General features: G+C 68.5%; 22 protein-coding genes and 1 tRNA gene. 5 read left to right on the top strand and 18 right to left on the bottom strand.

Going from position 1 to position 24476, the window contains the following annotated elements:
* The 7 genes from PO768_RS08540 to PO768_RS08510 all read right to left on the bottom strand — a co-directional run.
* On the bottom strand, positions 1 to 950 hold a 950-nt coding region (locus tag PO768_RS08540), incomplete at its 3' end, for an arginine N-succinyltransferase (RefSeq protein WP_272645715.1).
* On the bottom strand, positions 947 to 1930 hold the full coding sequence (locus PO768_RS08535; protein WP_272645714.1) for a GlxA family transcriptional regulator: 984 nt from the start codon (positions 1928 to 1930) through the stop codon (positions 947 to 949). The genes PO768_RS08535 and PO768_RS08540, both read right to left, overlap by 4 nt.
* 10 nt (positions 1931 to 1940) lie before the next feature.
* Positions 1941 to 2705 (bottom strand): ABC transporter ATP-binding protein, encoded by a 765-nt coding sequence (locus PO768_RS08530; RefSeq protein ID WP_262970436.1) that lies wholly within the window; start codon positions 2703 to 2705, stop codon positions 1941 to 1943.
* Positions 2706 to 2717: 12 nt separating this feature from the next.
* The gene (locus PO768_RS08525) at positions 2718 to 3842 is read right to left on the bottom strand and encodes a succinylglutamate desuccinylase/aspartoacylase family protein (protein WP_272645713.1); all 1125 of its coding nucleotides are present in this window, start codon (positions 3840 to 3842) and stop codon (positions 2718 to 2720) included.
* Between the two features lie 4 nt (positions 3843 to 3846).
* Positions 3847 to 4533: an ABC transporter permease gene (locus PO768_RS08520; RefSeq protein WP_272645712.1), complete on the bottom strand. Its 687-nt coding sequence runs from the start codon at positions 4531 to 4533 to the stop codon at positions 3847 to 3849.
* The gene (locus tag PO768_RS08515) at positions 4530 to 5219 is read right to left on the bottom strand and encodes an ABC transporter permease (RefSeq protein WP_262970433.1); all 690 of its coding nucleotides are present in this window, start codon (positions 5217 to 5219) and stop codon (positions 4530 to 4532) included. The genes PO768_RS08520 and PO768_RS08515 overlap by 4 nt, the downstream gene beginning before the upstream one ends.
* A 17-nt stretch (positions 5220 to 5236) precedes the next feature.
* Entirely contained in the window at positions 5237 to 6472 is a 1236-nt protein-coding gene (locus tag PO768_RS08510; protein WP_272645711.1) for a cyanophycinase, read from the bottom strand.
* Between the two features lie 304 nt (positions 6473 to 6776).
* On the opposite strand from PO768_RS08510, the gene PO768_RS08505 reads away from it, so the two are divergent.
* On the top strand, positions 6777 to 9458 hold the full coding sequence (locus PO768_RS08505) for a TonB-dependent receptor (RefSeq protein ID WP_272645710.1): 2682 nt from the start codon (positions 6777 to 6779) through the stop codon (positions 9456 to 9458).
* Here the strand turns inward: PO768_RS08505 and PO768_RS08500 are convergent.
* The gene (locus PO768_RS08500; RefSeq protein WP_272645709.1) at positions 9443 to 11002 is read right to left on the bottom strand and encodes an aminotransferase class V-fold PLP-dependent enzyme; all 1560 of its coding nucleotides are present in this window, start codon (positions 11000 to 11002) and stop codon (positions 9443 to 9445) included. The two genes, PO768_RS08505 and PO768_RS08500, sit on opposite strands and share 16 nt — an antisense overlap.
* 131 nt (positions 11003 to 11133) lie before the next feature.
* Between PO768_RS08500 and PO768_RS08495 the strand changes: the two genes are divergently transcribed.
* Positions 11134 to 11601, top strand: coding sequence for an Lrp/AsnC family transcriptional regulator (locus tag PO768_RS08495; protein WP_137941954.1), 468 nt, complete (start codon positions 11134 to 11136; stop codon positions 11599 to 11601).
* 10 nt (positions 11602 to 11611) lie between these two features.
* Here the strand turns inward: PO768_RS08495 and PO768_RS08490 are convergent, their stop codons facing one another.
* The 6 genes from PO768_RS08490 to PO768_RS08465 all read right to left on the bottom strand — a co-directional run bounded on the left by PO768_RS08490 (position 11612) and on the right by PO768_RS08465 (position 17779).
* Positions 11612 to 12271: a YceH family protein gene (locus PO768_RS08490; RefSeq protein ID WP_336297757.1), complete on the bottom strand. Its 660-nt coding sequence runs from the start codon at positions 12269 to 12271 to the stop codon at positions 11612 to 11614.
* A 4-nt stretch (positions 12272 to 12275) separates the two neighbouring features.
* Entirely contained in the window at positions 12276 to 13058 is a 783-nt protein-coding gene (locus PO768_RS08485; RefSeq protein WP_137941953.1) for an SDR family oxidoreductase, read from the bottom strand.
* Between the two features lie 75 nt (positions 13059 to 13133).
* A complete protein-coding gene (locus tag PO768_RS08480) occupies positions 13134 to 14867 on the bottom strand; it encodes a putative bifunctional diguanylate cyclase/phosphodiesterase (RefSeq protein WP_272645707.1) in 1734 nt (577 codons plus the stop codon).
* Positions 14864 to 16186 carry a sensor domain-containing diguanylate cyclase gene (locus PO768_RS08475; RefSeq protein ID WP_269840326.1) on the bottom strand — a complete coding sequence of 441 codons (1323 nt, stop codon included), beginning with the start codon at positions 16184 to 16186 and terminating at the stop codon, positions 14864 to 14866. The genes PO768_RS08480 and PO768_RS08475 overlap by 4 nt, the downstream gene beginning before the upstream one ends.
* A gap of 12 nt (positions 16187 to 16198) precedes the next feature.
* The gene (locus PO768_RS08470; RefSeq protein WP_336297756.1) at positions 16199 to 16591 is read right to left on the bottom strand and encodes a PAS domain-containing protein; all 393 of its coding nucleotides are present in this window, start codon (positions 16589 to 16591) and stop codon (positions 16199 to 16201) included.
* 90 nt (positions 16592 to 16681) lie between these two features.
* Positions 16682 to 17779: a phospholipase A gene (locus PO768_RS08465; protein WP_272645706.1), complete on the bottom strand. Its 1098-nt coding sequence runs from the start codon at positions 17777 to 17779 to the stop codon at positions 16682 to 16684.
* A gap of 203 nt (positions 17780 to 17982) precedes the next feature.
* On the opposite strand from PO768_RS08465, the gene PO768_RS08460 reads away from it, so the two are divergent.
* Positions 17983 to 19668 carry an electron transfer flavoprotein-ubiquinone oxidoreductase gene (locus PO768_RS08460; RefSeq protein ID WP_272645705.1) on the top strand — a complete coding sequence of 562 codons (1686 nt, stop codon included), beginning with the start codon at positions 17983 to 17985 and terminating at the stop codon, positions 19666 to 19668.
* Between the two features lie 78 nt (positions 19669 to 19746).
* On the top strand, positions 19747 to 21729 hold the full coding sequence (locus PO768_RS08455; protein WP_272645704.1) for an alpha/beta hydrolase family protein: 1983 nt from the start codon (positions 19747 to 19749) through the stop codon (positions 21727 to 21729).
* A gap of 5 nt (positions 21730 to 21734) precedes the next feature.
* Here PO768_RS08455 and PO768_RS08450 read toward each other — a convergent pair whose 3' ends face one another.
* The 3 genes from PO768_RS08450 to PO768_RS08440 are packed head-to-tail and all read right to left on the bottom strand — an operon-like array spanning position 21735 to position 22804.
* Entirely contained in the window at positions 21735 to 22025 is a 291-nt protein-coding gene (locus tag PO768_RS08450) for a GNAT family N-acetyltransferase (RefSeq protein ID WP_272645719.1), read from the bottom strand.
* A 12-nt stretch (positions 22026 to 22037) separates the two neighbouring features.
* On the bottom strand, positions 22038 to 22187 hold the full coding sequence (locus PO768_RS08445; RefSeq protein ID WP_272645703.1) for a hypothetical protein: 150 nt from the start codon (positions 22185 to 22187) through the stop codon (positions 22038 to 22040).
* The gene (locus PO768_RS08440; RefSeq protein ID WP_272645702.1) at positions 22184 to 22804 is read right to left on the bottom strand and encodes an FMN-binding negative transcriptional regulator; all 621 of its coding nucleotides are present in this window, start codon (positions 22802 to 22804) and stop codon (positions 22184 to 22186) included. Before PO768_RS08440 ends, PO768_RS08445 begins: the two co-directional genes overlap by 4 nt.
* A gap of 57 nt (positions 22805 to 22861) precedes the next feature.
* Between PO768_RS08440 and pdxR the strand changes: the two genes are divergently transcribed.
* The gene (gene pdxR, locus PO768_RS08435; protein WP_272645701.1) at positions 22862 to 24319 is read left to right on the top strand and encodes a MocR-like pyridoxine biosynthesis transcription factor PdxR; all 1458 of its coding nucleotides are present in this window, start codon (positions 22862 to 22864) and stop codon (positions 24317 to 24319) included.
* A 59-nt stretch (positions 24320 to 24378) separates the two neighbouring features.
* On the opposite strand, the gene PO768_RS08430 is transcribed toward pdxR, so the two are convergent.
* Positions 24379 to 24471: transfer RNA gene (locus tag PO768_RS08430), tRNA-Ser, on the bottom strand.
* Positions 24472 to 24476 lie beyond the last annotated feature (5 nt).

Below are 24476 nucleotides of genomic sequence, written 5' to 3'. Positions count from 1 at the left end.
TGCGCGGCCGGCGGCAGCTGGGCCAGCACGGCGCGGAAGTCCTCACGCCCGCTGGTGGCGATCAGATGCCAGGCCGGCAGCCCCAGCGTCACCGCGCCGGCGCGCAGCGGCAGTGTGCGGGCATGGCGCACGCTGCGCAGCATCGCCAGGCTGGCCTCCACCGTCGGCCCGCCGTCGAAGATGTCGATATAAGTGTCGGCATCGAAGCCCTCGGCCTGAAGGATGGCAAACGGCAGCTCGCCCACCGGATGCAGCTGGCCGATGGCCCATTGCGCGTCCTCGGGCAGCAGGGCCACATAGACCGGCGAATGCGGCATCAGGTCGGCGATATAGGCCTTGCTGCGCCCGCCGGTCAGGGCCTCGGCCTGCGGGTAGTCCATATTGAAGAAGCGCCTCCCCACCGCGTCCCAGAACGGGCTCTGGCCGGCCTCGTTGGCCAGACCCGGGCTCTCGGCCGCGATGCGGTCATTGAAGCGCTCGATGTGCTGCTCGATGAAGAGCAGCCGGGCGCGCGACAGCAGCTGCGGGGCCAGGCCTTGCTCATAGGCGGGCTCGATATAGAAGGAGGTCAGCAAGGTGTAGCCGGTCAGGTCATGGCATAGATGCAGGGTGTGCATGCGCTGGCTGACGCCCAGCGGGGCCGAGGCATGGACGACGAACTCGTTGCGATAGCTGTAGAAACGGTCACGAAAGCCGGCGCTGGCGGCGATGCCGCTGCAGCCGACCACGCGACCGGCCTCCCGATCCTCCAAGACGAAGAGATAGGTCTCCTCACCGCTGGCGACGTCCTGGCTGGCAAAGGCCTCGATCGAGCGCGCGATGCGTGCGCTGAGCTTGTCGCGGTCGCTGGGCAGGGAGCCGATGCCATGGGCGCTGGCGGCGGCGATGCGCTCCAGCGCGGGCAGATCAGCGCCGGCCACCGGGCGCAGCAAAAGGGCAAGCGGGTTCATGGCGGGGTCTCTTCCGTGGAGGGCAGGCTGCGCCAGGCGGCGGCACGCTGGCTGCGCTCATCGCGCGGCGTGTGGCCGAAGGAGGCCTTGTAGCTGTTGGAGAAATGCGGCCCGGACGAAAAGCCGCAGGACAGGCCGATCTGCAAAATGGACTGGCTGCTCTGCTGCAGCAGGCGGCGTGCGCGGTTCAGGCGCAGCTCCAGGTAGTAGCGCGAAGGCAGCGAATCCAGATGCTGCTTGAACAGGCGCTCCAGCTGGCGCCGCGAGACGCCCACCAGCCGAGCCACCTCTTCGGTGGGCAGGGGCTCGGCCAGATTGGCCTCCATCAGGGCCAGGGCTTCGGCCAGCTTGGGGCTGCCGGCGCGCTCGGAGCTGGGCCGGCGCTGGCGCTCGTCGCGCCCGCGCAAGCGCTCCAGGCCCAGGGCCAGGCTCAGCTCCTGCGCCAGGCGTTCGCCATGCAGGCGGCCCAGCCAGGCCAGCGCCAGATCCAGGCAGGCGGTGCCGCCGCCACAGCTGAGCCGGCTGGCCGCCGTGTTGATCTCCCAGACCTGGCCGGACCAGACCACGGCCGGGTAGGCCTCCATCAGCGACTCGGCCAGGGTCCAGTGCACGCTGGCGCGTTCGCCTTGCAGCAGGCCGGAAGCGGCCAGCACGGCGCTGCCGCCGTCGACACCGGCCAGCACGCAAGACCTGGCCCCGAGCTCGCGCAGCAGGGCCAGCAAGGCCGCGCTGGCCGGCGCGCGTTCGCCGGACAGCACGAACAGCGCATGCCAGGGCAGCTGCGGGTCGAGCGCCTCGGTGATGAACTGGGCGCCGCTGTTCGCGGCCACCGGCCCGCCGCTCACGGACACCGGCTGCGGCCGGTACTCGGCCTCGTCCTGCAAGTCATTGGCCCGGTAGAACGCCTCCAGCAAGGCGCCCGCTGCCAGCGCCGAATAGCCGGGCAGCAGCAGCAGGGCAATGGGGCGGGTCGGACTCACCTGCACGACTCTACTTCAGCCCGCCGCTGAGGAACTGCTGCAGGCGCGGGCTCTGCGGCTTGAGCAGCACCTCGCGCGGATTGCCCTGCTCCTCGACCTTGCCCTGGTGCAGAAACATCGTGTGGGTCGAGACCTCACGGGCGAAACCCATCTCATGGGTCACGACAATCATCGTGCGGCCCTCGGCCGCCAGATCGCGCATCACCTTCAGCACCTCGCCCACCAGCTCCGGGTCCAGCGCCGAGGTCGGCTCATCAAACAACATCACCTCCGGCTCCACCGCCAGCGCCCGCGCGATCGCAACGCGCTGCTGCTCGCCACCGCTGAGCTGGGCCGGGTAGACATCCTTGCGGTGCGCCACGCCGACGCGGGCCAGCAAGGCCTCGGCCTTCTCCATCGCTTCGGCCTTGGGCACGCCCAAGACATAGACGGGCGCCTCGATGACGTTCTCGATCACGGTGCGGTGGCCCCAGAGGTTGAAGTTCTGGAACACCATCGCCAGCCGCGCGCGCCAGCGCTGCAGCTGCTTGGCGTCCAGGGCCTTGAGGCTGCCGTCGCGGTCGCGGCCCAGTTTCAGTGGCTCGCCGCCCAGCGAAAAGCGGCCCTCCCAGGGCTGCTCCAGCAGGTTGATGCAGCGCAAGAAGGTGCTCTTGCCGGAGCCGCTGGAGCCGATCAGGGTGATCACATCGCCGCTGCGCGCGGACAGCGAGACGCCCTTGAGCACCTCGCGTTCGCCATAGCGTTTGTGCAGGTTTTCAACAACAAGACTGTCCATGATCTCTCTTCTTCAAGCGCTGAGGAGTTTGCCGCTGCGCAGCGCCTGCTCGCCGGCGATCTTGGCCAAGCGCAGGCCGGCATGGGCGTAGCGGCGGTGCTCGCGGGCGTAGAGCAGGCCGTCGACCGGGCTCAGCAGCGGCGTGATCGCGCCACTGAGCGGGTCGATCAGCTCGACGATCAAGTCCCCTGCCCTGAGCTCGTCGCCAGGCGCACGTGCAAACACCAGGATGCCGGCATGCGGCGCGTGCAAGGGCATCGAGCCTTCCAGCGGCCGGGCGGCCCGGCGCAGCGGCGGCGGCTCGCTGACCGGCTGATCGATGAAGCCGCGCTCGCTCAGAAAGGCCAGGATGGCCATCGCATCCTGGACCGCCAGGCCATGGCCGACATCGCCGTAGCCGCGGTGCTCGATGGTGGCCGCGAAGCAGGCCTGCGGCACCGGATGGCGGCCCGCGAAGATCTGGGCGAGCCGCCACCAGACCTGGGAGCAGGCCTCATCGAAGGGCGCATCGCCGGACTCATTGGCCAGCAGGCTCAGGCTCACGCCCAGATGGCGGGCCAGGCGCTCGGCCTGCGGCCACAGCGGCGTGGCGCTGTACAGATGCAGCACGGCCTCGCAGTCGCAGTGCAGGTCCAGCACCACATCGGCGTCAATCGCCAGGCCCAGCAGGATCTTGCGCAGGCTTTGCAGCTCGCTGCTGACCGGCAGCGCCGCCAGGCTCTCGCGCAAGGCCTGGCGCAGCACGGCCGTATTGAGGGTCGGGTCTTGCGTCAGCCGCGGCGCGGCGCGCTCGGCGGCTTGGCGGCTCAGGTCGGCGTAGTGGCGGTTGAAGTTCTCGCCCGAGTTGGCATCGAAGCGGCCCTGGTGGGCCAGCTGCTGCCATTGCGACAGGCCGATCGGATTGGCGGCCGGCAGCAGCACGATCTCGCCGCGCAGCGACCCGGTGTCCTCAAGGCGCTGCAGCATCTGGCGCAGATGATGAGCCACCAGCATGCCGGGCACCTCGTCGGCATGCAGCGAGGCCTGCAACACGGCCTTGCGGCCGCTGCGCTCCTGATCGGGGCCGTAATGCAGGCTCAGCAGCTCGCGCCGGGTGCCGGGCGTGCCCAGCTCGATCACATGGTGAAGGGTTTGCATCGGTTCAACGGGCCAGCATCGGCTGCAGCCAGCGCTGCTCGGCAGCGCGCAGCAGACCGACCAGGGCCAGGGTGATCAGCAGATAGAAGGCGCCGGCCGTCAGATAGGCCTCGAAGGGCAGGTAGTGGGTGGCGTTGAACTGGCGCGCCACGCCGGTCAGGTCGGCCAAAGTAACGATGCTGGCCAGCGAGGTGCCGTGCAGCATCATCACGATCTCGTTGCCATAGGCCGGCAGCGCGCGGCGCAGCGCGCTGGGCAGGGCCACACGGCGCAGCATCTGGGCCCGGCTCAGGCCCATCGCATAGGCCGCCTCGATCTCGCCGGCCGGCAAGGCGCGGATCGCGCCGGCGATGATCTCGGTCGTGTAGGCGCAGGTATTGATCGCAAAGGCTGCCACCGCGCAGAACCAGGCCGAGCTGAGCCAGGGCCAGGCCACACTCTCGCGCACCGCCTCGAACTGGGCCAGGCCGTAGTACAGCAGGAAGAGCTGTACCAGCAGCGGCGTGCCGCGGATGCAGTAGGTGAAGGCAAACACCGGCCGGCTCAGCCACGGCGAGGGCAAGGCCCGCAGCAGCGCCAGCGGCACGGCACAGACCAACCCCAGCAGCAGGGCCAGCAGCAGCAACTTGAAGGTGGTGACGGCGCCCTGCAGATACAGCGGCAGCGCCTCGGCAACCAGATCCCAGTTCATAGCCGGCTCCCCTTGACGCCGATGGCCAGGCGCCGCGACAGGCGCGCAAAACCCAGCTCCGAGACACTGGTGAAGGCCAGATAGACCAGGGCCGCCGTGCCGTAGAACAGAAAGGGCTCGCGGGTGGCACCGGCCGCGAGGCCGGCGCGATGCATCAGATCGGTCAGGCCGATCACCGAGACGATGGCCGTGCTCTTGAGCAGCACCAGCCAGTTGTTGGCCAGCGCCGGCAGCGCATGGCGCAGCATCTGCGGCGCGACGATGCGCGAGAACACCCGCCACGCGCCCATGCCGAAGGCCTGGGCCGCCTCGCGCTGGCCTGGCGGCACGGCCATGAATGCGCCGCGAAACGTCTCGGTCAGATAGGCGCCGAAAATGAAACCGATGGTGGCCACGCCGGCAACAAAGGGATTGATGTCGATGTAGTCCTGATGGCCCAGGCGCAGCGCGATTTCGTTGATCAGGGCCTGTCCGCCGAAGAAGACCAACAGCATCAGCAGCAGATCGGGCACCGCCCGTATCGTCGTCGTGTAGCTCTGGGCCAGGCCGCGCAGCAGCCGGCTGCGCGAGAGCTTGGCCAGCGCGCCCAGCAGGCCCAGGGCCAGGGCCACGCCCAGCGAAGCCAGCGCGAGCACGAGCGTCATCAGGGCGCCCTCGGCAAGGCTGGCGCCGTATCCATGCAACATCGGGAACTCCTCGCGGCTCAGGGGGTGGGCGCGTTCATCGGCAGGTAAAAAGGTCGCCTGATCTGCACCGGCAGCACATCCAGCTGCATGCGGACCACGGTGTAGTCCTCGCCGCCAAAGGCGCCGGTGAACCAGCCGCGGGTGTCGGGGCCTTTGTAGAGCCGGAACTCGAAGGCCAGGTCGGGCTTGGCATCGTCGGCCAGCGGCTGGCCGCTGAAGGCCAGGCCACGGGCCTCGCTCGCCGGGCTGTCCAGCAGCTGGCCCATCGCGTTGACGATGGTGGTGTCGCCCAGCATGTCGGGATAGAAAGGCACGCTCTTGAAATAGGGCTTGAAGCCGGTGGCATGCGGGTCGATGAAGAGGTCCTTGGCCTTCTGCGGCGAGGGCGTTGTCACGCCGCTCTTCAGCGAGTGGCGATCCCCACGATCCAGATAGCTCAGGCTGGCTCCGCGCACATTGAAGGCCGCGAGCTTGGCGTCATGCCTGGCCTGGCCCAGGTCCACCAGCAGCGCGCCCTTGGCGCCTATCACCTCGATCTCGCCGCCACGGATGATGGCGGCGCTGTTCTCCTCGACACCCAGACCCAGCCGGTAGCCTTGGGCCTGCATCAGCGGCAGCATGCGGCCGAAGCGGCCGCGCTTGAGAAAGTGCTGGTCGATGAAGAGGTCCGGGCCGACGAAGCCCAGGCCGCGGTCGGTCTCTATGCCCTCGCGCAGCTGGCCCTTCAGCACCTTCAGCGTGTCCTGCGCATCGCGGAACATCGTGCGGCTCATGATGGCCGCGCCGGCGCTGCTGCCGGCCACGACGCCGCCGCGCTCGAACACCGACCAGATCGCCTTGAGCATCTCGGTGGGTCGGCCACCGGGCTGCAAGGTGTCGACGATCAGCTCCTGGGCCCCGCCGGAGAAATAGACACCGCGCGACTCGCGCACCCGGGCGATCAGCGCCGGGTCATGGAGGCGGGCCTGCAGGTCCTCGCCCTTCAGGCGCGGGGCGACCGGGATGTGCTCGGCCTGGGCGCCGTTGCGGTTCAGCGCCTCAATGATCTGGCGGGCGCTGCGCTCGGGGTTGCCGGCGGCGGTGGCGAACACCGCGAAGCGCGCACCGGGGCCGCCGGCCTCGTCGACGATGCGCTTCCAGACCGCGTCGTTGTCGAATTTCAGCGCGCCGCCGATCGCGATGGCGGTCTGGGCGCTGGCAGGGCCGGCCTGCAGCAGCGCGGCCAGCAGCAGAAACAGTTTCAAGAAAGGCATGGAGCGTCGGTCTTGTGGTCGATGGCTGCCATCTTGTCAGCCGTCGCCGCGCCCGGCCAGCGGGTAAGGCCCTGGAAAAGCCCTCGCTGCGCCCAGGCCGCAACTGCATGTCGCATTCACGCAAGACCGCAGCAGGCCGGGGGCGGCGGCGCAACAAGGGCTTGCACGCAAGCGACGAGGACTTGCGCACAAGCGACCGCCCCGCCAAAACCCCATCCCCGCGACTTGCGGCCGACTTCTAGAGTCGCCTCAAGGCCTGCAGTCCCGGGCCCGCTCCCTCCACCGTTCGCCAAAGAGGCTCTCTATGTCCATGCCCCGCTCCCGCCGCCCCCAACTTCATCTGCTGGCTCAGGCCAGCCTGTTGCTGCTCAGCAGCGCCGCGCTGGCGCAGGAGGCCAAGCTCGAGCGCGTCGAGATCACCGGCTCCAGCATCAAGCGCATCGACGGCGAGACCGCGTTGCCGGTGCAGACCATCAAGCGTGACGACATCGACAAGAGCGGCGTCACCACCGCCGCCGAGCTGCTGAAGAACATCAGCGCCAGCGCCGCCAATCTCGGCGACGGCGCGTCGATCACCGACAACACCGGCGGCCAGCGCGGCTTCAACGGCGCCAATCTGCGCGGCATCGGCGTCTCCAGCACCCTGGTGCTGCTGAACGGCCGCCGCCTGGCCAACTTCGCATCGCCCGGTGACAGCGCCGGCGTCGATCTCAACAGCATCCCGGCCGGCGCGATCCAGCGCGTCGAGATCCTGAAAGACGGCGCCTCGGCCATCTACGGCACCGATGCGATCGGCGGCGTGATCAACTTCATCACCCGCCAGGACTATCGCGGCGTCGATATCAGCGCCTATGTGGCCGACACCCAGGACGGCGGCGCCGGCAAGCGCACCGTGACCTTGAGCGGCGGCGTCGGCGACCTCAACCGCGACCGTTTCAATGTCTTCGCGACGCTGGACATCCAGAAGCTCGACGCGCTGCGCAGCACCCAGCGCGACTTCATCCAGGACCGTCCGCTGGCCGAGACCGTGCCCTACTACCTGTCGAGCCGCCCCTTCCCCGGCAATATCCGACTGTCGGGCACGGCCGCCACCCGCAACGCCCAGCTGGCCGCGATCAATGCCGCCGGCTACCGCTTCAACGGCCAGCCTTACAACCAGCGCACGCTCAATCTGTTCGCACCGGGCTGCAATCCGCCCGCCTCGGTCTACACCGAGCTGGTCGGCACCCAGGCCTGCGGCTATGACTACATGGCCGATACCGAGATCTATCCCAAGTCCGACAAGATCGCCTTCCTCAGCCGCGGCATCGCCGATCTGGGCGGCGGCCAGCAGGTCTTTGCCGAGCTGATGCTGGCGCGGGCCGAGACGCTGTATGTGCTGTCGCCCAACCCGACCACGCTGACCGGCGTCAACTGGAGCGCGGTCAACGCCTTCCTGCCCAATCCGGTCAACCACCCGAGCAGCTTCGAAGTGCGCTTTCGCGCCACCGAGCTGGGCAACCGCAGCAGCGAAGTGACCAGCGAAGCCAATCGCGTCGTCGTCGGCACCACCGGCACCTTCGGCAGCTGGGACTACACGGTGGGCGCCAGCCATGCGCTCAACAAGGTCGAGGACCGCTATGTCAACGGCTACTTCAAGTTCAATGAGCTGGTAGCGGCCGTGCGCGGCGGCCAGATCAACCCCTTCGGTCCCAGCCCGGCCGCCAGCCAGGCGCTGATCCAGTCGCTGCGCATCGACGATGCGGCACGCCGCAGCGAGGGCACGACCTCGGGCCTCGACGCCAAGATCACCGGCACCCTCGGCCAGCTTGACGGCGGCGATATCGGCGTGGCCTTCGGCGCCGAGCTGCGCCGTGAGACCCAGAAGTTCACGCCCTCGGCCCTGCTGGTCAGCAACAATATCGGTGGCGACCGCGACGGCAGCGGCACCAGCCCGGCCCTCGTCGCCACCAGCAACGGCCGCAATATCAGCTCGGCCTATGCCGAGATCAGCGCCCCTTACAGCAAGACCCTGGAGATCCAGGCCGCGCTGCGCGCCGACCACTACCAGCGCGTCGGCAGCTCGGTGAACCCCAAGCTGGGCCTGCGCTGGCAGCCGAACAAGGAGCTGCTGGTGCGCACCTCGGCCGGCACGGGCTTCCGGGCGCCGAGTTTCAGTGAGCTCTACCGCCCGACCTCCTATGGCACCAGCGCCGCCTTCCTGTACGACGGCGTCTATGACTCCTTCGAGCAGTACCCCACCGAGAAGGTCGCCAACCCCGATCTGAAGCCCGAGAAGAGCAAGCAGTTCTCGATGGGCCTGGTGTTCGAGCCGCTGCGCGACACCAGCGTCAGCGTCGACTACTGGCACATCAAGAAGACCGATGTGATCAGCGACCTGTCCGGCAAGATCATCCTGGAGAATCCGGATCGCTACGCCGCCTATATCAAACGCGATCCGATCGACGATTTCCCGACCCTGATCCTGCGCAAGGAGAACCAGGGCGGCCTGAAGACCTCGGGTCTGGACTTCGAAGGCCGCTGGCGCTCGGCCAGCACGGCAGCCGGCCGCTTCGGTGTGAACTTCAGCGGCACCTATGTGATCGAGTACAAGCGCCAGTTCGGCAAGACCGAACCCTTCATCGAGAACGCCGGCCGCTTCCTGCAGGACCAGACCATCCAGCGCTGGCGCCATCGCCTGTCGCTGGACTGGGACTTCGGCCCCGCCAGCCTGACCCTGGGCAATAGCTACTTCTCGGGCCATACCGACGACAGCTACCTGCCCGACACCCAGCCGCGCAAGGTCAAGGCCTATGCGCTGTGGGACCTGAGCGGCAGTTACGCGATCAGCAAGGACCTGAAGCTGCGCGCCGGCCTGCTGAACCTGCTGAACACCGACCCGCCGTTCAGCAACCAGTCCTACTACTTCCTGTCCACCTATGACCCGACCTACACCGACCCGCGCGGCCGAACCTGGTTTGCGAGCCTGAACTACAGCTTCCGCTGAGCGGGCCACAGCGCCAGGCCGCCGGCCAGGCTGAAGGCCTGGTCGCGGCCCAGCCGCCGCAGCGCCCTCGCGGCCTGGGCGCTGCGCTTGCCGCTGCGGCAGAAGAACAGCAGCGGCGTCCCGGCCGGCAGGGCCAGCCAGCCGGGCAGCGCCTCGGGCAGCGCCGACAGCGGCACGGCCTGGCAGGGCAAGGCCGTGCCGAGATCGAGGCTCAGGCCCATGCGCTGCTCGTAGGGCTCGCGCACATCGACCAGCAGCAGCTCGGGGTGCTGCTGCAGCAGGGCTCGCACGGCGGCGGCGTCCAGCTCCGGCCGCTGCTCCTGCGCATCACCGCCCTCCAGCGACAGCACCGGATGCAGCGGGCGCGGGCCGGCGCTGCATTGGCGCAAGGACTCGCCGCAGGCGCGGATGCGCTCGCAGGCCTGGGCGATGAACTCGGGCTCGGTGGCCGGGCCGAAGGACAGGCGCACCGCCGAGGCCGTCTGCCAGTCGGGCAATCCCATGGCCTCCAGCACATAGCTGGGCTGGGCCTTCGCGGCGCCACAGGCCGAGCCGCCGCTGACGCGGATCTCGGCGGCGTCGAACAGGTCCAGCAGCAGCTTGGCGCTCAGGCCCGGCACCGCGAAGTTCAGCGTGGTGGGCAGGCACAGATCTGGCGGCGCATTGAAGACCAGGCCGGGAAAGGCCTGCCGCAGCGCGTCGGCGAGGCGCTCGCGGTAGCCGGCCAGCACGGCATGGTGCTTGAAGGTCTTGCCCTCATCCAGCGCCGCCAGCACCGCGCCCAGCGCGGCAATGCCCGACACATTCTCGGTGCCCGCGCGCTGCGCGCCCTCCTGGCCGCCGCCGGCCATCAGGGGCGTCAGCGGCGCGCCTTCGCGCACATAGAGCAGGCCTATGCCCTTGGGCGCATAGAGCTTGTGGCCCGAGAACGGCGCGTAGTCGATACGGCGCGCGGCCAGGTCCAGGCTCAGCTTGCCCAGGGCCTGCACGCTGTCCACCAGCCACAGCGCCGGGCTGTCGGCCAGCGCGGCTGCGATGCCGTCCAGATCGCTGATCACGCCGGTTTCGTTGTTGGCGGCCATGGTGCAGACCAGGCCGGCGCGCGGCGCCTGGGCGCGCAGCCAGTCCAGATCGTGGCGGCCGTCGCGGCCGACCGGAATCGCCTGCACGACAAAGTTCAGGCCCAGCAACGCGTTCCAGTGCTTCAGCGCCTCGGGCACGGCCTTGTGCTCGGTGGCGCCATACAGCAGCAGATCGGGGACGAACTGTCCGGCATCGCGCCGGGCCCGCAAGGCGTTCAGCGCCGACAGCACCGCCGTCTGTATGCCCTCGGTGGCACCGCTGACGAAGAGCAGCTGGCCGCTGGGTGCGCCCAGCACCCGCCGCGCCTGCGCGCGCACGGCGTCCATCAGCGCGCGGGCCTTCAGCCCGGTGCTGTGGATGCTGCTGGGGTTGCCGAAGTCATCGGCCATGGCCGCCAGCGCGGCGTCGCGGGCCTGGGGCAGCACCGGCGTGGTGGCATTGGCATCGAGATAGATTTCCATGGGATCGGGCGCGGGGCACCGCTGGCTTTGCTGATGCCCGGAATTCTGCGCGGCCGGGGCCGGAAACAACGTTCGTTGTTGACCGTTCTCCGGTCTTGTTATGCAATCCCATTTCTCAACAGAGAATAATTATGAAATTGGATTCCCTGGATCTGAAAATTCTTGAACTGCTGCAGCAGGACGCCGAGCAGCAGGTGGCGCAGATCGCCGCCCAGGTGGGCCTGTCGACCACGCCCTGCTGGCGGCGCATCCAGCGCCTGAAGGAAGCCGGCGTGATCACCCGCCAGGTGGCCCTGCTGGACGCGCGCAAGATCAATGTGGGCGTCACCGTCTTCGTCTCGGTGCGCACCAGCATCCACAGCCAGGAGTGGTTCGAGCGCTTTCGCGCCACCATCCAGGCGATTCCCGAGGTGGTCGAGTTCTACCGGATGAGCGGCGATGTCGACTATCTGCTGCGCGTGGTTGTGCCCGATATCGCGGCCTACGACGCGGTCTACAAGCGCCTGATCGCCGGCACCGAGCTGCACGACGTCAGCTCCAGCTTCGCGATGGAGGAGCTGAAGCTGACGACGGCGTTGCCGCTGAGCTATGTGAAGTGAAAAGGCGGCGTCAGGCCGCGATGCCCAGCTCGGCGGCCATGCGGTGGACCAGGGCCGTCAAGGCCTCGACCTCGGCCCGCAGGCGCGCCTGCTCGGCGCGCAAGGCCTCGATCTCCTGCTCGCGCGGCAGCGCCGGTGCCGCTGCTCCGCCGCTGTAGGCGTCGTGCGCCACCGGCCCGCTCAGCAGATGGGCCCAGCGCGACTCGCGCGCACCCGGCGCACGCGCCAGCTTGATCACATAGGGCTGAGGCTCGCGGCTGGCCAGTTCATCGAGAAAGCCCTCGACCGAGGAGATGTCGGCAAAGCGGTGCAGGCGCTCGGTGTACAGGCGCAGCTCGGCGGCGGTCAGCGGGCCGCGCAGCATCAACAGGGTCAGAATGGCCAGCGCCGCGCCGGGCACACCCAGCACGCGCGCGGCGTTGTGCTCGAAGCGCACGACGCGGCTGCCGCTGACGGTGTTGATCAGGTGCATGGCCTTGAGCTCATCGAGCGCCTGCAGCACCTCGGACTCGGAGGCATTCATCACCGGGTCGCGCGCGGTCTTCTGGTTGCAGCCCAGGGTCAGCGCGTTGACGGACAGCGGGTAGCTGTCCGGCACGGTGTGCTCCTTCTCGACCAGCACGGCCAGCACGCGGGCCTCCAGGGAGGTCAGGTCACGCAGTGTCGACATGCGCTCAGACTCCGAAGCCATCATCGGCCTGGATCACGGCCCCGTTGATGAAATGGCTCTCGTTGGCGCACAGCATCAGCAGCGAGGTGTCGAGGTCCTGCGGATGGCCGACGCGCTTGCGCGGCAGCAGGTCGATCAGCTTCTTGCCGCCGTCGGTGGTCCAGTGGTGATGGTTGATCTCGGTGTCGATATAGCCGGGGCAGATCGCGTTGACATTGATGCCGTACTTGCCCCACTCCAGCGCCATCGCCTTGGTCATGTGGATCACGGCGGCCTTGCTCATCGAGTAGACGCCGATCTGGCTGAGCACCCGCAGGCCGGCCATCGACGCGATATTGACGATGCGCCCGCCGATGAAGGTGCCCGGCGCCGAACCGCGGGCCCGCGCCAGCATGCGCTTGCCGACCTCCTGCGCAACGAAGAAGGCGCCACGCACATTGGTGTCCATCACGAAGTCGTAATCATCGACGCCGACATCGACCAGCTTCTGCGTCGTGCTGACGCCGGAGTTGTTGATCAGGATGTCCAGCGTGCCGACCTCGGTCTCGGCATGGGCGACGGCCGACTTGATGCTGTCCAGATCGGTGACGTCCAGGGTCACGACATGGGCGTCGCCGCCGGCTGCCTCGATCTCGGCGCGCAAGGCCTTGAGCCGGTCCAGTCGCCGACCGGCCAGCACCACCCCGGCGCCGGCCTTGGCCAGGGTCTTGGCGAACTGCGCGCCCAGGCCGCTGGAGGCGCCGGTCACCAGGGCCACACGGCCCGATAAGTCAATGCTGTAGCTCATGGTCTCGTCCTCGGAAAACTGCTGGAGGAAACGATAGCATGCGCGCCGGCCATGATCGGACTCAGCGACGGTCTGTCAGCGCAGGTGCTCGATGATCCAGTCCTGTGCCTGCTCGGCCGGCAGCGGCCGGGCATAGAGATAGCCCTGGCCCTTGTCGCACTCCAGCACCGCCAGGATGTCCGCCTGCCCGGCGGTCTCGACACCCTCGGCCACCGTGCGCATGCCCAGGCTGCGCGCCACCCGCACAGTCGCCTCGATCAGCACACGGTGGTGGGCGCTGGTCTCGGCCTGGCTGACGAAGGAGCGGTCGATCTTCACCACATCGACCGGCAGCAGGTGCAGGCTGGCCAGCGAGGAGTAGCCGGTGCCGAAGTCGTCCAGCGCCAGGCCTATGCCCAGGGCCTTGAGCCGATGCAGCATGCGCTGCACCGACTCGCCCTGCGCGGCCAGGCTCTCGGTGATCTCCAGTTGCAAATGCCGTGCCGCCAGGCCGCTGTCGGCCAGCGAGCGGGCTACCAGCTCGGGCAAATGGGCATCGGCCAGCTGCGCACGCGACAGATTGACCGAGAGGATCTGCGGCGCGCCGTCTCCGAGCTGGCGCTGCCAGGCGGCGAACTGCCGGCAGGCCGTGTCCAGCACAAAAGCGCCCAGCGGCGCGATCAGGCCGGTCTCCTCGGCCACATCGATGAACTCGACCGGCGGCACCAGGCCGCGCGCCGGGTGCTGCCAGCGCACCAGCGCCTCGACCCCGCTGCAAGCCCCGCCGACCAGATCGACCAGCGGTTGATAGACCACAAACAGCTCGCCCTGCGCCAGCGCCCGACGCAGATCGCTCTCGACCTGGCCGCGCCGCGCCGCGCGCTGTTTCATCTGCGGCTCGAACACACAGTAGCGGGCGCCGCCCGCACGCTTGGCCACCCGCATCGCGGTGCTGGCGTCCTGCAGCACCGCATCGGCATCACCCTCGGCCTGGGCCCGCAGCACCACGCCCATGCTGGCGCTCAGATGCAGTTGCTCGTGGGCGATGCCATAGGGCTTGGCCAGCGCATCAAGCAGGCGCTGCGCGACGCCGTGCACATCGTCGGCGCGGCGCAGGCCCTCCAGCACGACGACAAACTCGTCACTGCCCAGCCGGGCGGCGGTCTGGGTGTGCGACGGCACCGCGATGCCGCTGACCACCACATCGCCCAGCCGCACCGTGCTGCTCAGCCGCTCGGCGATCAGGCGCAGCAGCTCGTCGCCGACGCCGGGGCCCAGGCTGGCATTGACGCGATTGAAGCGGTCGATATTGATGAAGAGCAGCGCGAACTGATAGGCCGCATCGGACCGCGCATGCAGCAGGGCCTGCTCGATGCGCTCGAGCGCCACCGCGCGGTTCGGGATCAGGGTCAGGCTGTCGGTGCGGGTGGCGTCGCGCAGCTGCGAGGCCACCCGCTGCTGCTCGTCCAGCGCCGCCGCCGTCGCATCGCTGACGCTGGCGATCAAGGTGTCGGCATCGAGCTTGAGCAGGCGGATGTCCAGCGCCTTGACGAGACTGCGCGGGTGCGCCACCGGCACCCGCAGTGCCTCGCAGATCACGCCGTTCGATTCGCCCAGCGCGGCCGTCTGCGCACGCAGCTCGGGCGCCACGGTCTGCAAGGCATCGAAAAGATTGAGCAGATTGCCGCCGGGCGCCACCGGCATCAGCAGCTGCGCCGACATCGGGTTGGCCATCATGATCTCGCCATCCGGCCGCGCCTGCAGCAGGCCGATCGGCGACTGGTAGAGAAACTGGATCAAGGCCTCGTAGGCGCCGGCCTCCGGCTTCATAGGCCGGTCTCCAGCTCGCTGGGGGCGGCGCTGCCATGCCAGCGCTGCGCCCGGTTTCGGCCCAGCGCCTTGGCCTGGTAGAGCGCGGCGTCGGCGCGCTTGATCAGTGCATCCAGACCGGCCACACCGGCCTGCATCTGGGCCACGCCGGCACTGACGGTGTAGCGGACGCAGTGTCCGTCGATCTCGACCGGCCGCTCCGCAATGCTCTGGCACAGGCGCGATGCCAGAGCCTCGGCGCCGTCGATCGTGGTGTCCGGCAGCAGCAGGATGAACTCCTCGCCGCCGACCCGGGCCACCACATCGAGCGAGCGCGAGCAGGCGCCCAGCGCCACTGCCAGATGGCGCAGCACCGCGTCGCCGGCGGCATGGCCATGGCGGTCATTGATCTGCTTGAAATGATCAGCATCGATCATCACCAGCGACAAGGGGCGCGGCTGCCGGGCCCAGCGCTGCAACTCGATCTCGGCGGCCTCGAAGAAGGCCCGACGGTTGGCCAGGCCCGTCAGGTGGTCGCAGAAGATCGAGCGGCGCAAGGCCTCATGAGCCTCGCGGCGGTCGGAGATGTCGCGGATGATCAGGCTGTAGCCGCGCGGCGCGCCGGCCTCGTCGGCGCCCTCATGCAGCGGCGCGATCAGGCAGCTGCCCCAGAAGCGCGAGCCGTCGGCACGCAGCCGCCAGCCCTCGTCCAGACTCCAGCCGCTGCGGTCGGCCTCATGCAGACGATCCTGCATCCGTGCCGGCGACAGGTCATCGGGCGGATAGAAGACCGCGTAGCCGCGCCCTAACGAGGCCTCGGCCGCAAACCCGGTCACCCGTCCGACGCTGGGGTTCCAGGCTTGCACAGCCCCCTGCTCGTCCAGTGGCAGCAGCGCATAGTCGGTGATGCCGCTGACGATGGTGTTGATCCAGGCCTGGCTCTGGCGCAGTTCGCGCTCGCGCCTGACGGACTGGGTCACGTCGTTGAGCACGGCCATCAAGCGCTCGTCATCGAGCTTGAGCAGGCTCAGAGACAGCAACTGCGGTTCGGCATGCCCCGAGCCGGCTGGGGCCACCTGCAGCTGCTGCGCCTCGACAATCATGCCGTGCGAGCCCTGAAAGTCGGCCACGCGGTGGCGCAGGTCCGGCGCCACATCGGCCAGCGCGGTGAAGAGATTGGCCAGCGCGCCGTCGCGCGACAGCGGCATCAGCAGCTGTGCGGAGAGCGGATTGATCAGCAGAATCTCGCCGTCAGGGCGCAGTTGCAGCAGGCCTATCGGCGCCATGTAGAGAAACTGCAGCAGCGCCTCGTGCTCCTGCTCGATCACGGAGGTGCTCATCGGGGGGCAGGCTCAAGGGGCACGGTTGACCAGCACATAGCGCCGTGCAGCGCCGGGGCTAGCCAGCAGGCGCAGCCTGACCTTGACGGGCCGCATCCGCAAGGTCAGCACATAGTCGATCATGTCATCCAGCGCGCTGCTCGCCTGCTGCGCGTCTTCGAAGCGCTGCGCCACCATGAAGTTGTTCATGCAAGGCGCCACCACGGTGAACAGCGCATGCCCCAGCACGCGCTCCGGCGACAAGCCGGCGGCCTTGGACTCAAAAGCGTTGTAGCGCCGGACCACCCCTTCAGCATCAAAACCGATGACACCAAAGTCCAGGGCATCGAGCTCGGCATCGCCGGCCTGTTCAAGCAGCATCAGCAATCCTTGATCGGCAAAAGCGGGGTTTTGAACAGTGTTCATCGAGTTCTCTTGGGCAGATGGGAGGCAAATCGCTCTCTGGGTATACCGTCTTTTCGGCTCAACGGCAGGAAACATGAGGCCACGGCCGGCTCAGAACTGCATGAAGCTCACCCCGGCACCTATGCTGGTCTGGCGGAAGTTGTAGTCGGTCAGCGTTTCGCCATAGCCGCGGAAGGCTTGCAGATACCAGCGCAGGCCGTTGGGCTGGTCCTCGAAGACCGGGTAGGTCCATTCCAGCTGCAGCGCGCCGTACTTGACGTTCTTCAGGGTGCTGCGATAGAGCAGCGAGGCGGTGTGCTTGCCATGGGCCCAGTTCAGCTGAAACTCGCCGCGGCCGCGGTAGCTGACCAGGTCGGGGTTGTTGTCGGTGGCCAGCGGCTCGTTGAGGCGCTGGGTCAGCCGGGTGCTCAGCGACCAGTCGCCGCGCTCGAAGCCGGCGCCCAGATTGACGCGGTTCCAGCTGCGCGACAGCGGATCGGACTGGCCGTTGGACTGGTGGGCGATGCCCAGTTGCGCATAGCGCCATTGCCAGCCGAAGGGCAGCTGGCGCCAGGCCTCGGGCGTGGGCAGCACATAGATCACCTCGGGCTCGTAGTCGCTGTTGCGAAAGGGCTTGGAGTCCTTGCCATTCCAGATCTGCCACATCGCCTGCTGGGTGAAGGCCACCCACAGATCGCCGCCGGGCAAGATCAGGTCCTGGGCCAGCTTGGTGCGCAGCGAGAGCTGGAACTTGGCCTCCTCGCGCCGGTAGTTCGGCTGCGCCACCACCGCCTGGGTTGGCGACTGCGGCTGGCGGTTGATACGGCTGGTGTAGTGAAAGGGCAGCACGTAGTTGGGCTTGTAGCCGACGAAGTTGAAGGTGCCGCGCTTGTCCTCGGCGTCGAGCTCCCAGAACTTGGACATCAGGCTGGAGCTGCTGCGCGTTTGCCCGGCGTTCAGTGCGCCCTTGGGAGCCAGCTCGGAGCTGGATGGCAAGGGCGCCGCCACCGCCGTGGGCGCCGCTTCGGGCGAAGGCGGCAGCTCGGGCGCGCGGCCCGCCAGCTTGTCGTAACAGGCCAGGCGGTCGGCCGGGGCGCCGATCGCCGCGCAGTAGGCCAGGGTCGGCGCCTCGGCATCGGCCAATGCCGGCTGAGCACAGGCGGCAGCCAGCAGGATCAACAGCGATGGGGCAGCGAAATGTCTGGTCATGAGGGCATTGAAAACGATTCGAGCTGCGCATGATCGCAGCCCTGGCGCTGCCGGTCTGTGACACGGGGTTTCCGCGCCGTGCTAGAGGCCTCAGTCCAGAGGCAAAAAGCACGATCGTTCTATTTTTCAATCGCACCAGTAGAATGCGGCCCGAACAGCGCGCGGCCGCCCGCGTGACTCCAGCAAAAGAACCAAGGACAAGCATGACGAGCGAAGAACTTGTGGCCCAGTACGGTCCGCGCGAGAACATGGAATACGACGTGGTCGTGGTGGGCGGTGGCCCGGCCGGCCTGGCCAGCGCGATCCGGCTCAAGCAGCTGGCGGCCGCCAAGGGTCAGGACTTGTCCGTGGTGGTGCTGGAAAAGGGCTCCGAGCCCGGCGCGCACATCCTGTCCGGCGCCGTGATGGACCCCCGCGCCATCACCGAGCTGTTCCCGAACTGGCAGGAGCTCGGCGCCCCGCTGAAGCAGGCGGTGACCGGCGACGAGGTGCTGTTCCTCAGCGAGACCGGCGCCACCAGCACGCCGCAGTGGCTGATCCCCGAGTGCTTCCACAACCACGGCAACTATGTGATCTCGCTGGGCGCGGTCAGCAAATGGCTGGGCGAGCAGGCCGAGGCACTGGGCGTCGAGATCTTCCCCGGCTTCACCGCCGCCGAGATCGTCTATGGCGAGCAGGGCGAGGTGCGCGGCATCGCCACCGGCAATATGGGCGTGGGCAAGGACGGCGAGCCCACCGGCGAGTTCCAGCTGGGCATGGAGCTGCTGGGCAAGTACACCATCTTTGCCGAGGGCTCGCGCGGCCATCTGGGCAAGCAGCTGATCGCCAAATACCAGCTCGACGCCGGCAAGGACCCGCAGAGCTATGCGATCGGCATCAAGGAGCTGTGGGAAGTGCCGGCCGACAAGGCCAAGCCCGGCCTGGTCGTGCACACCGCCGGCTGGCCGATGGACAACGAGACCTATGGCGGCGGCTTCCTCTACCACCTGGAAGGCAACAAGATCACGCTGGGCTTTGTCGTCGGCCTCGACTACAAGAACCCCTGGCTCTCGCCCTTCGAGGAAATGCAGCGCTGGAAGACCCATCCCAGCATCCGCGCCCATCTGGAGGGCGGCAAGCGCATCAGCTACGGCGCGCGCGCGATCACGGCCGGCGGCCTCTTGAGCCTGCCCAAGACCGTGTTCCCCGGCGGCGCCCTGGTCGGTTGCGATGCCGGCTATCTGAACGCGGCCCGCATCAAGGGCAGCCATGCGGCCATCAAGACCGGCATGCTGGCCGCCGAAGCCGCCTTCGAGGCCCTGGGCGCCGGCCGCTCGCACGACGAGCTGGCCGCCTACCCGGCCGCCTTCGAGCAGAGCTGGCTGCACGCCGAGCTGAACCAATCGCGCAACTTCAAGCAGTGGTTCAAGAAGGGCAACACGGTCGGCGCGCTGATGACCGGCATCGAGCAATGGTTCCTGCCCAAGCTGGGCATCAAGAGCCCGCCGTGGACGATCCACCGCACCCTGCCCGACCATGTCTATCTGCGCCCCGCCGCCGAGTCGAGCAAGATCGCCTACCCGAAACCCGATGGCAAGCTGACCTTCGACCGCCTCTCCTCGGTCTTCGTCTCCAACACCAACCATGCGGAAGACCAGCCGGCCCACCTGACGCTGAAGGACGCCTCGGTGCCGGTGGCCATCAATCTGGCCAAGTTCGCCGGCCCCGAGAGCCGCTACTGCCCTGCCGGGGTCTACGAGTTCGTCAAGACCGATGCCGGCGAGGACCGCTTGCAAATCAACGCGCAGAACTGCGTGCACTGCAAGACCTGCGACATCAAGGACCCGACGCAGAACATCGTCTGGGTCACCCCCGAAGGTGGGGGCGGGCCCAACTACGCAGGCATGTAAAGTCCGACGCAGCGCTTAGCCTTCCGCCATAGCCCGCCCTCACCGGCGGGCTTTTTCATGTCTGCCTTGCTTATCCCTATGCCCTCGCTGATCCGCACTGCCCTGCTCACGATCGCCGCCCTGGCAGGGTCGGCCGCCCAGGCCCAGCCGCTGAGCCGCGCCGAGGTGTTCCGCTCGCCCGACTATGCCGCCGCCCAGCTCTCGCCCAGCGGCCGCTATGTGGCCGTTCTGGTACCCGGCGAAGACCGCCGCCGCAACCTGGCCGTCCTCGATCTTGACAGCGCCCGTTTCAGCGCCCGAATCTCCGTGCCTTTTGCCGACGTCGGCGAGTTCATCTGGCTCGGTGACGCGCGTCTGGTGTTCTCGCTGACCCAGCTGGGACAGAGCCGCAAGACCAGCAGCCATGTCGGTGGTCTCTATGTGGTTGGCCGCGACGGCAAGGAGCAGCGCCGCCTGTTCCAGACCGCCGGCGAATGGGCCAACACGGGCGTGCGCCGGATGGTGCAGATGTGGCCGCAGCAACGCGTGCCGGGCAGCGATGAGGAGCTGATCGTGGCCAGCAACGATGTGGACGAGCACAGCATCGATCTCTATCGCCTCAATGTGCTGACCGGCAAACGCACACTGCTGACCGACAAGCGCCCGCCGCGCATCGGCCGCTGGGTGCTGGATGCGCAGCTTCAACCCCGGGTGGCGATCGGCCGGGAGGCCGACTCGCTGGATCTGATCAGCCACTACCGTGACAGCGACGGCAGCTGGCGCGAGCTCTGGCGCCATCGCGGCAGCCGTGGCGACATCAGCGTGCCGCTGAGCATCGAGGCCGACGGCAAGCTGCTGGTCGCCAGCAACGAGGGCCGCGACACCACGTCCGTGCGCGAATATGACCCGCAGCGCCAGCAATGGGGCGAGGTCCTGGTCGAGCATCCGCGTTACGACGTGGCCGTTGACGCGCTGGGATCGCCCGTCGGCGCGCAGCTGCATCATGAGCTCACCCACGAGCTGCTGGGCTTTGCCGTCGCGGCCGAGCGCCCGCTGCAGCTCTGGATGGACGAGCGCCGCCGGGCTGTGCAGGCACTGGTCGACAAGGCCCTGCCGGGCCGCAGCAACATCCTGCAGTTCAGCGCCGGCGATCGGGTGCTGGTGGGCTCCAGCTCAGACACCGAGGTGATGCGCTGGTATCTGCTGGACAGCCGGCAAGGCCTGCTCACCGAGCTGCTGAACAGCCGCCCCGGGCTGGCACGCGAACGCGTGCCGGGGACCGAGATCCTGGAGCTGCGCGCCCGCGACGGCCTGCCCCTGCTGGCGTATCTGCTCAAGCCAGCCAGGGCGCCAAAAGGCCAACCCCTGCCCGTGCTGATGCTGGTGCACGGCGGCCCCTGGGACCGTGGTGCCGTCTGGGGCGATGAGTACGGCGACATGGCCACGGCCCGTTGGTTGGCCTCGCGCGGTTATCTGGTCGTGCTGCCCAGCTTTCGCGGCAGCCTGGGCTTCGGCAAGCGCATGCTGCAAGCCTCGCGCGGCCAGTTCGGCCTGGCCATGCAGGATGATCTGGACGATGTGCTGGCGGCCGTGCTCCAGCGCGCCGATGCCGACCCGCAGCGCCTGTGCATCATGGGCGCCAGCTACGGCGGTTATGCCAGCCTGATGGCGGCGGCGCGCGCGCCCGAGCGCTACCGCTGCGTCGTGGCAGGCCTGCCGGTCAGCGATCTGCCGGCGCTGCTGGACTCGGGCTGGAGCGACATCTCCAGCAACGAGCGGGCGCGCGAGTTCTGGGTCGAGATGGTGGGTGATCCCAAGCAGCAGCGCGCCGCGCTGCAGGCCGTCTCGCCGGTCCATCTGGCCGACAGAATCACATCCAAGGTGTTGATTTACGCCGGTGTCGATGACCGCCGCACGCCGCTGGAGCAGGCCGAGAGCATGCGCCGCGCCTTGCAGCGTGCCGGCAATGAGCCGCTCTGGCTGGCCAAGTACGGCGAAGGCCACGGCTACCGGCTCACCGGCAACCATAACGAAATGCTGGACCTGCTGGAGCGCTTTCTGGCCGAGCAGCTCAAGCCCTGATCGCGTCAGCCCAGCGGATAGTCGTAGCGCACAAAGCCACGATGCTGGGCCACCCGGTCATAGAGCGCGCGGGCCCTGGCGTTGTGGGCCTGGGTCAGCCAGTAGTAGCGCGTCGCGCCCTGCGCGGCGGCGCGCTCGGCCACCGCCTCGATCAAGTCCGCAGCCACCCCCTGGCCGCGCGCATCCGGGTCGACGAAAAGGTCCTGCAGATAGCAGCTCGAACCGGTCCAGACGCTGGTGTGAAACAGGTAGTGCGCCAGGCCCAGCAGCCGGCCGTCCGCACCGACCGCCGCCAGCCCATGGACCTCCTACCCGGCCAGCAGGCGTTGCCAGGCCAGCTCGTAGGTGGCCTCGTCATGCGCGGTCTCGTAGAAGGCCTTGTAGCCGCGCGCCAGCGGCTCCCAGCCGGCACGGTCTGCGGCCTGCAGGGGCCGAATCGTCCAGTCCGGCCGGCTCATGCGCCCAGCCCCAGTTGATGCATCCACCGCGCCAGTTCGCGTTCATTGGCCGTGCCGGCCTCGCTGTGGGCGATGATGCGCGCACGCTCGAGCGCCGAGCGGTTCTGGCTCAGCTTGGCCTTGGCCTCCCAGCGCGCCACCCTGATGCGGAAGCCCACGATGGCGCCCAGCAGCTTGTGCTGGAAGTCCTCGGGCAGGCCGCGCCACTGCTCGGCATAGCCGGGCTCATGGCGGGCAATCAGACGCTTGAGCAGCGCGTCCTTGGCGGCGGCCTCGTCGATGGTCTCCAGCGCGCCGTGCACATGGACGGCCAGGTAGTTCCAGGTCGGCACATTGAGCCGGGTTTCGTAGTGCGTCGGTGAGATATAGCCGTCCGGCCCGCTGAACACCGCCAGCACCTGGCCCTGCGCGGCCAGCCAGGCCCAGTGCGGATTGGCGCGCGCCATATGGCCCTCCAGCCACCAGCCCTCTTCATCGCCCCCCCAGGACAGCGGCAGATGGGTCACGAAACTCTGCCCCTGCGCATCGGGGCCGACCAGCATCGCGAAGGGTTGTTCATCGATCAGCCGGCGCGCCAGCGCCAGATCGCTCAGTGCAAAGTGTTTGGGTGTGTACATGGGCGCCACTCTAGGGCATCGCTTGGTACGATCAAAGATCCAATATCCGGAATTTTTATGGCACCAATCCTGGCCCTCGATCCAGCCGGCATGAAGCTGCAGCCGGGTCAGCCGCTGGCCCGTCAGATCCATGCGCAGCTGAAGACACGCATCCTGCAAGGCCAGCTGCCGGCCGCACTGCGCCTGCCGACCACGCGCGAGCTGGCGGCCGCGCTGGGGGTGTCGCGCAACACCGTGGTGCGGGCCTATGAGCAGCTGCTGGCCGAGGGCTTTCTGCAGACCCGCGTCGGCGATGGCAGCTATGTGGCCGGGCTGCCGGGCGGCGCCATCGCACAGGCCGCCGGGGTCGCAGCGCAGCAGGCCATGCCGAGCACCGCGCTGTGGCAGCATCTGCAGCGCTACAGCCAGCCCCGCATGGTCGAGGGGCCGCCGCGCGCTTTCCGCTACGGCGTGCCGGCACTGGACCTCTTCCCCGCCGAGATCTGGGCCCGGCTGCAGGCGCGCTTCTGGCGCCGCGCCGGCCAGCAATCGCTGGGCTACTCCGACCCTGCCGGCCTGCCGCGCCTGCGCGAGATGGTGGCCCGCTACCTGAGCCATTCGCGCGGCCTGCGCTGCACGGCCGAGCAGGTGCTGATCACCGGCGGCTCTCAGCAGGCCATCGCGCTGGCCGCGCTGGCCCTGCTCGGGCCCGGCGAGCGCGCCGCGATCGAGTCGCCCGGCTACCGTGCCGCCGCTGCGGCGCTGGCCCTGCAAGGGGGTCGGGTCTTGCCCGTGCCGGTCGATGCCCAGGGCCTGCAGGTCGGCGCGCTGGAGGCGCTGGGGCCTTGCCGGCTGGCCTACGTCTCGCCCTCGCACCAGTTTCCCGGCGGCGCGGTGATGAGCTTGCAGCGGCGCCTGGACCTGCTGGCCTGGGCGCAGCGCCATGACGCCTACATCCTGGAGGACGACTACGACGGCGAGTACCGCTACACCGGCGTGCCGCTTGCGCCGCTGGCCAGCCTAGACCGCAGCGGCCGCACGCTCTATATCGGCACCTTCTCCAAGCTGCTGTTCCCGGGCCTGCGCCTGGGCTATCTGGTGGCGCCGCCGGCCTGGGCCTCGAATCTGGCCAAGCTGCGCGCACTGCTGGACCGGCATGCTTCGATCGCCGATCAGAGCGTGATGGCCGACTTCATCGAGCAGGGTCACTTCCTGCGCCATGTGCGCCGGGTGCGTCGCGCCGCCGAGCGCCGGCGCGACGCGCTGCTGGGCAGCTGGCAGCAGCACTTCGGCACCGCGCTGCCGCTGGCGCAGGTCGATGCCGGCCTGCACGCGCTGCTGCCGCTGGACAGTGCCGTGCAGGAGCAGCGCCTGCATGCCCTGGCCGAGGCCCAGGGCGTCGAGCTGGGCCCGCTGCGCCAGGTCGGCGCCGTGCTGCCGGCCAGCGCGCGCGCCGGCCTGCTGCTGGGTTTTGCCGGCGTGACCGAGGCACAGATCCGGTCCGCCGTCGCAACGCTGGCCCGCGCCTGGCGATAAGGGGCGGTCCGGAAACAACAAAGCCCCCGCAGCTTGCGCTGCGGGGGCTTTTCAACTGTTGGCGGAGTCGGAGAGATTCGAACTCTCGATGCAGGTTTTGCCCACATACTCCCTTAGCAGGGGAGCACCTTCGGCCACTCGGTCACGACTCCAGCTG

The sequence above is a fragment of the Paucibacter sp. XJ19-41 genome (genome assembly GCF_028462495.1).
Taxonomy (GTDB): Bacteria; Pseudomonadota; Gammaproteobacteria; order Burkholderiales; family Burkholderiaceae_C; genus Roseateles_E.
This window is presented reverse-complemented; position numbering and strand designations above follow the sequence as displayed.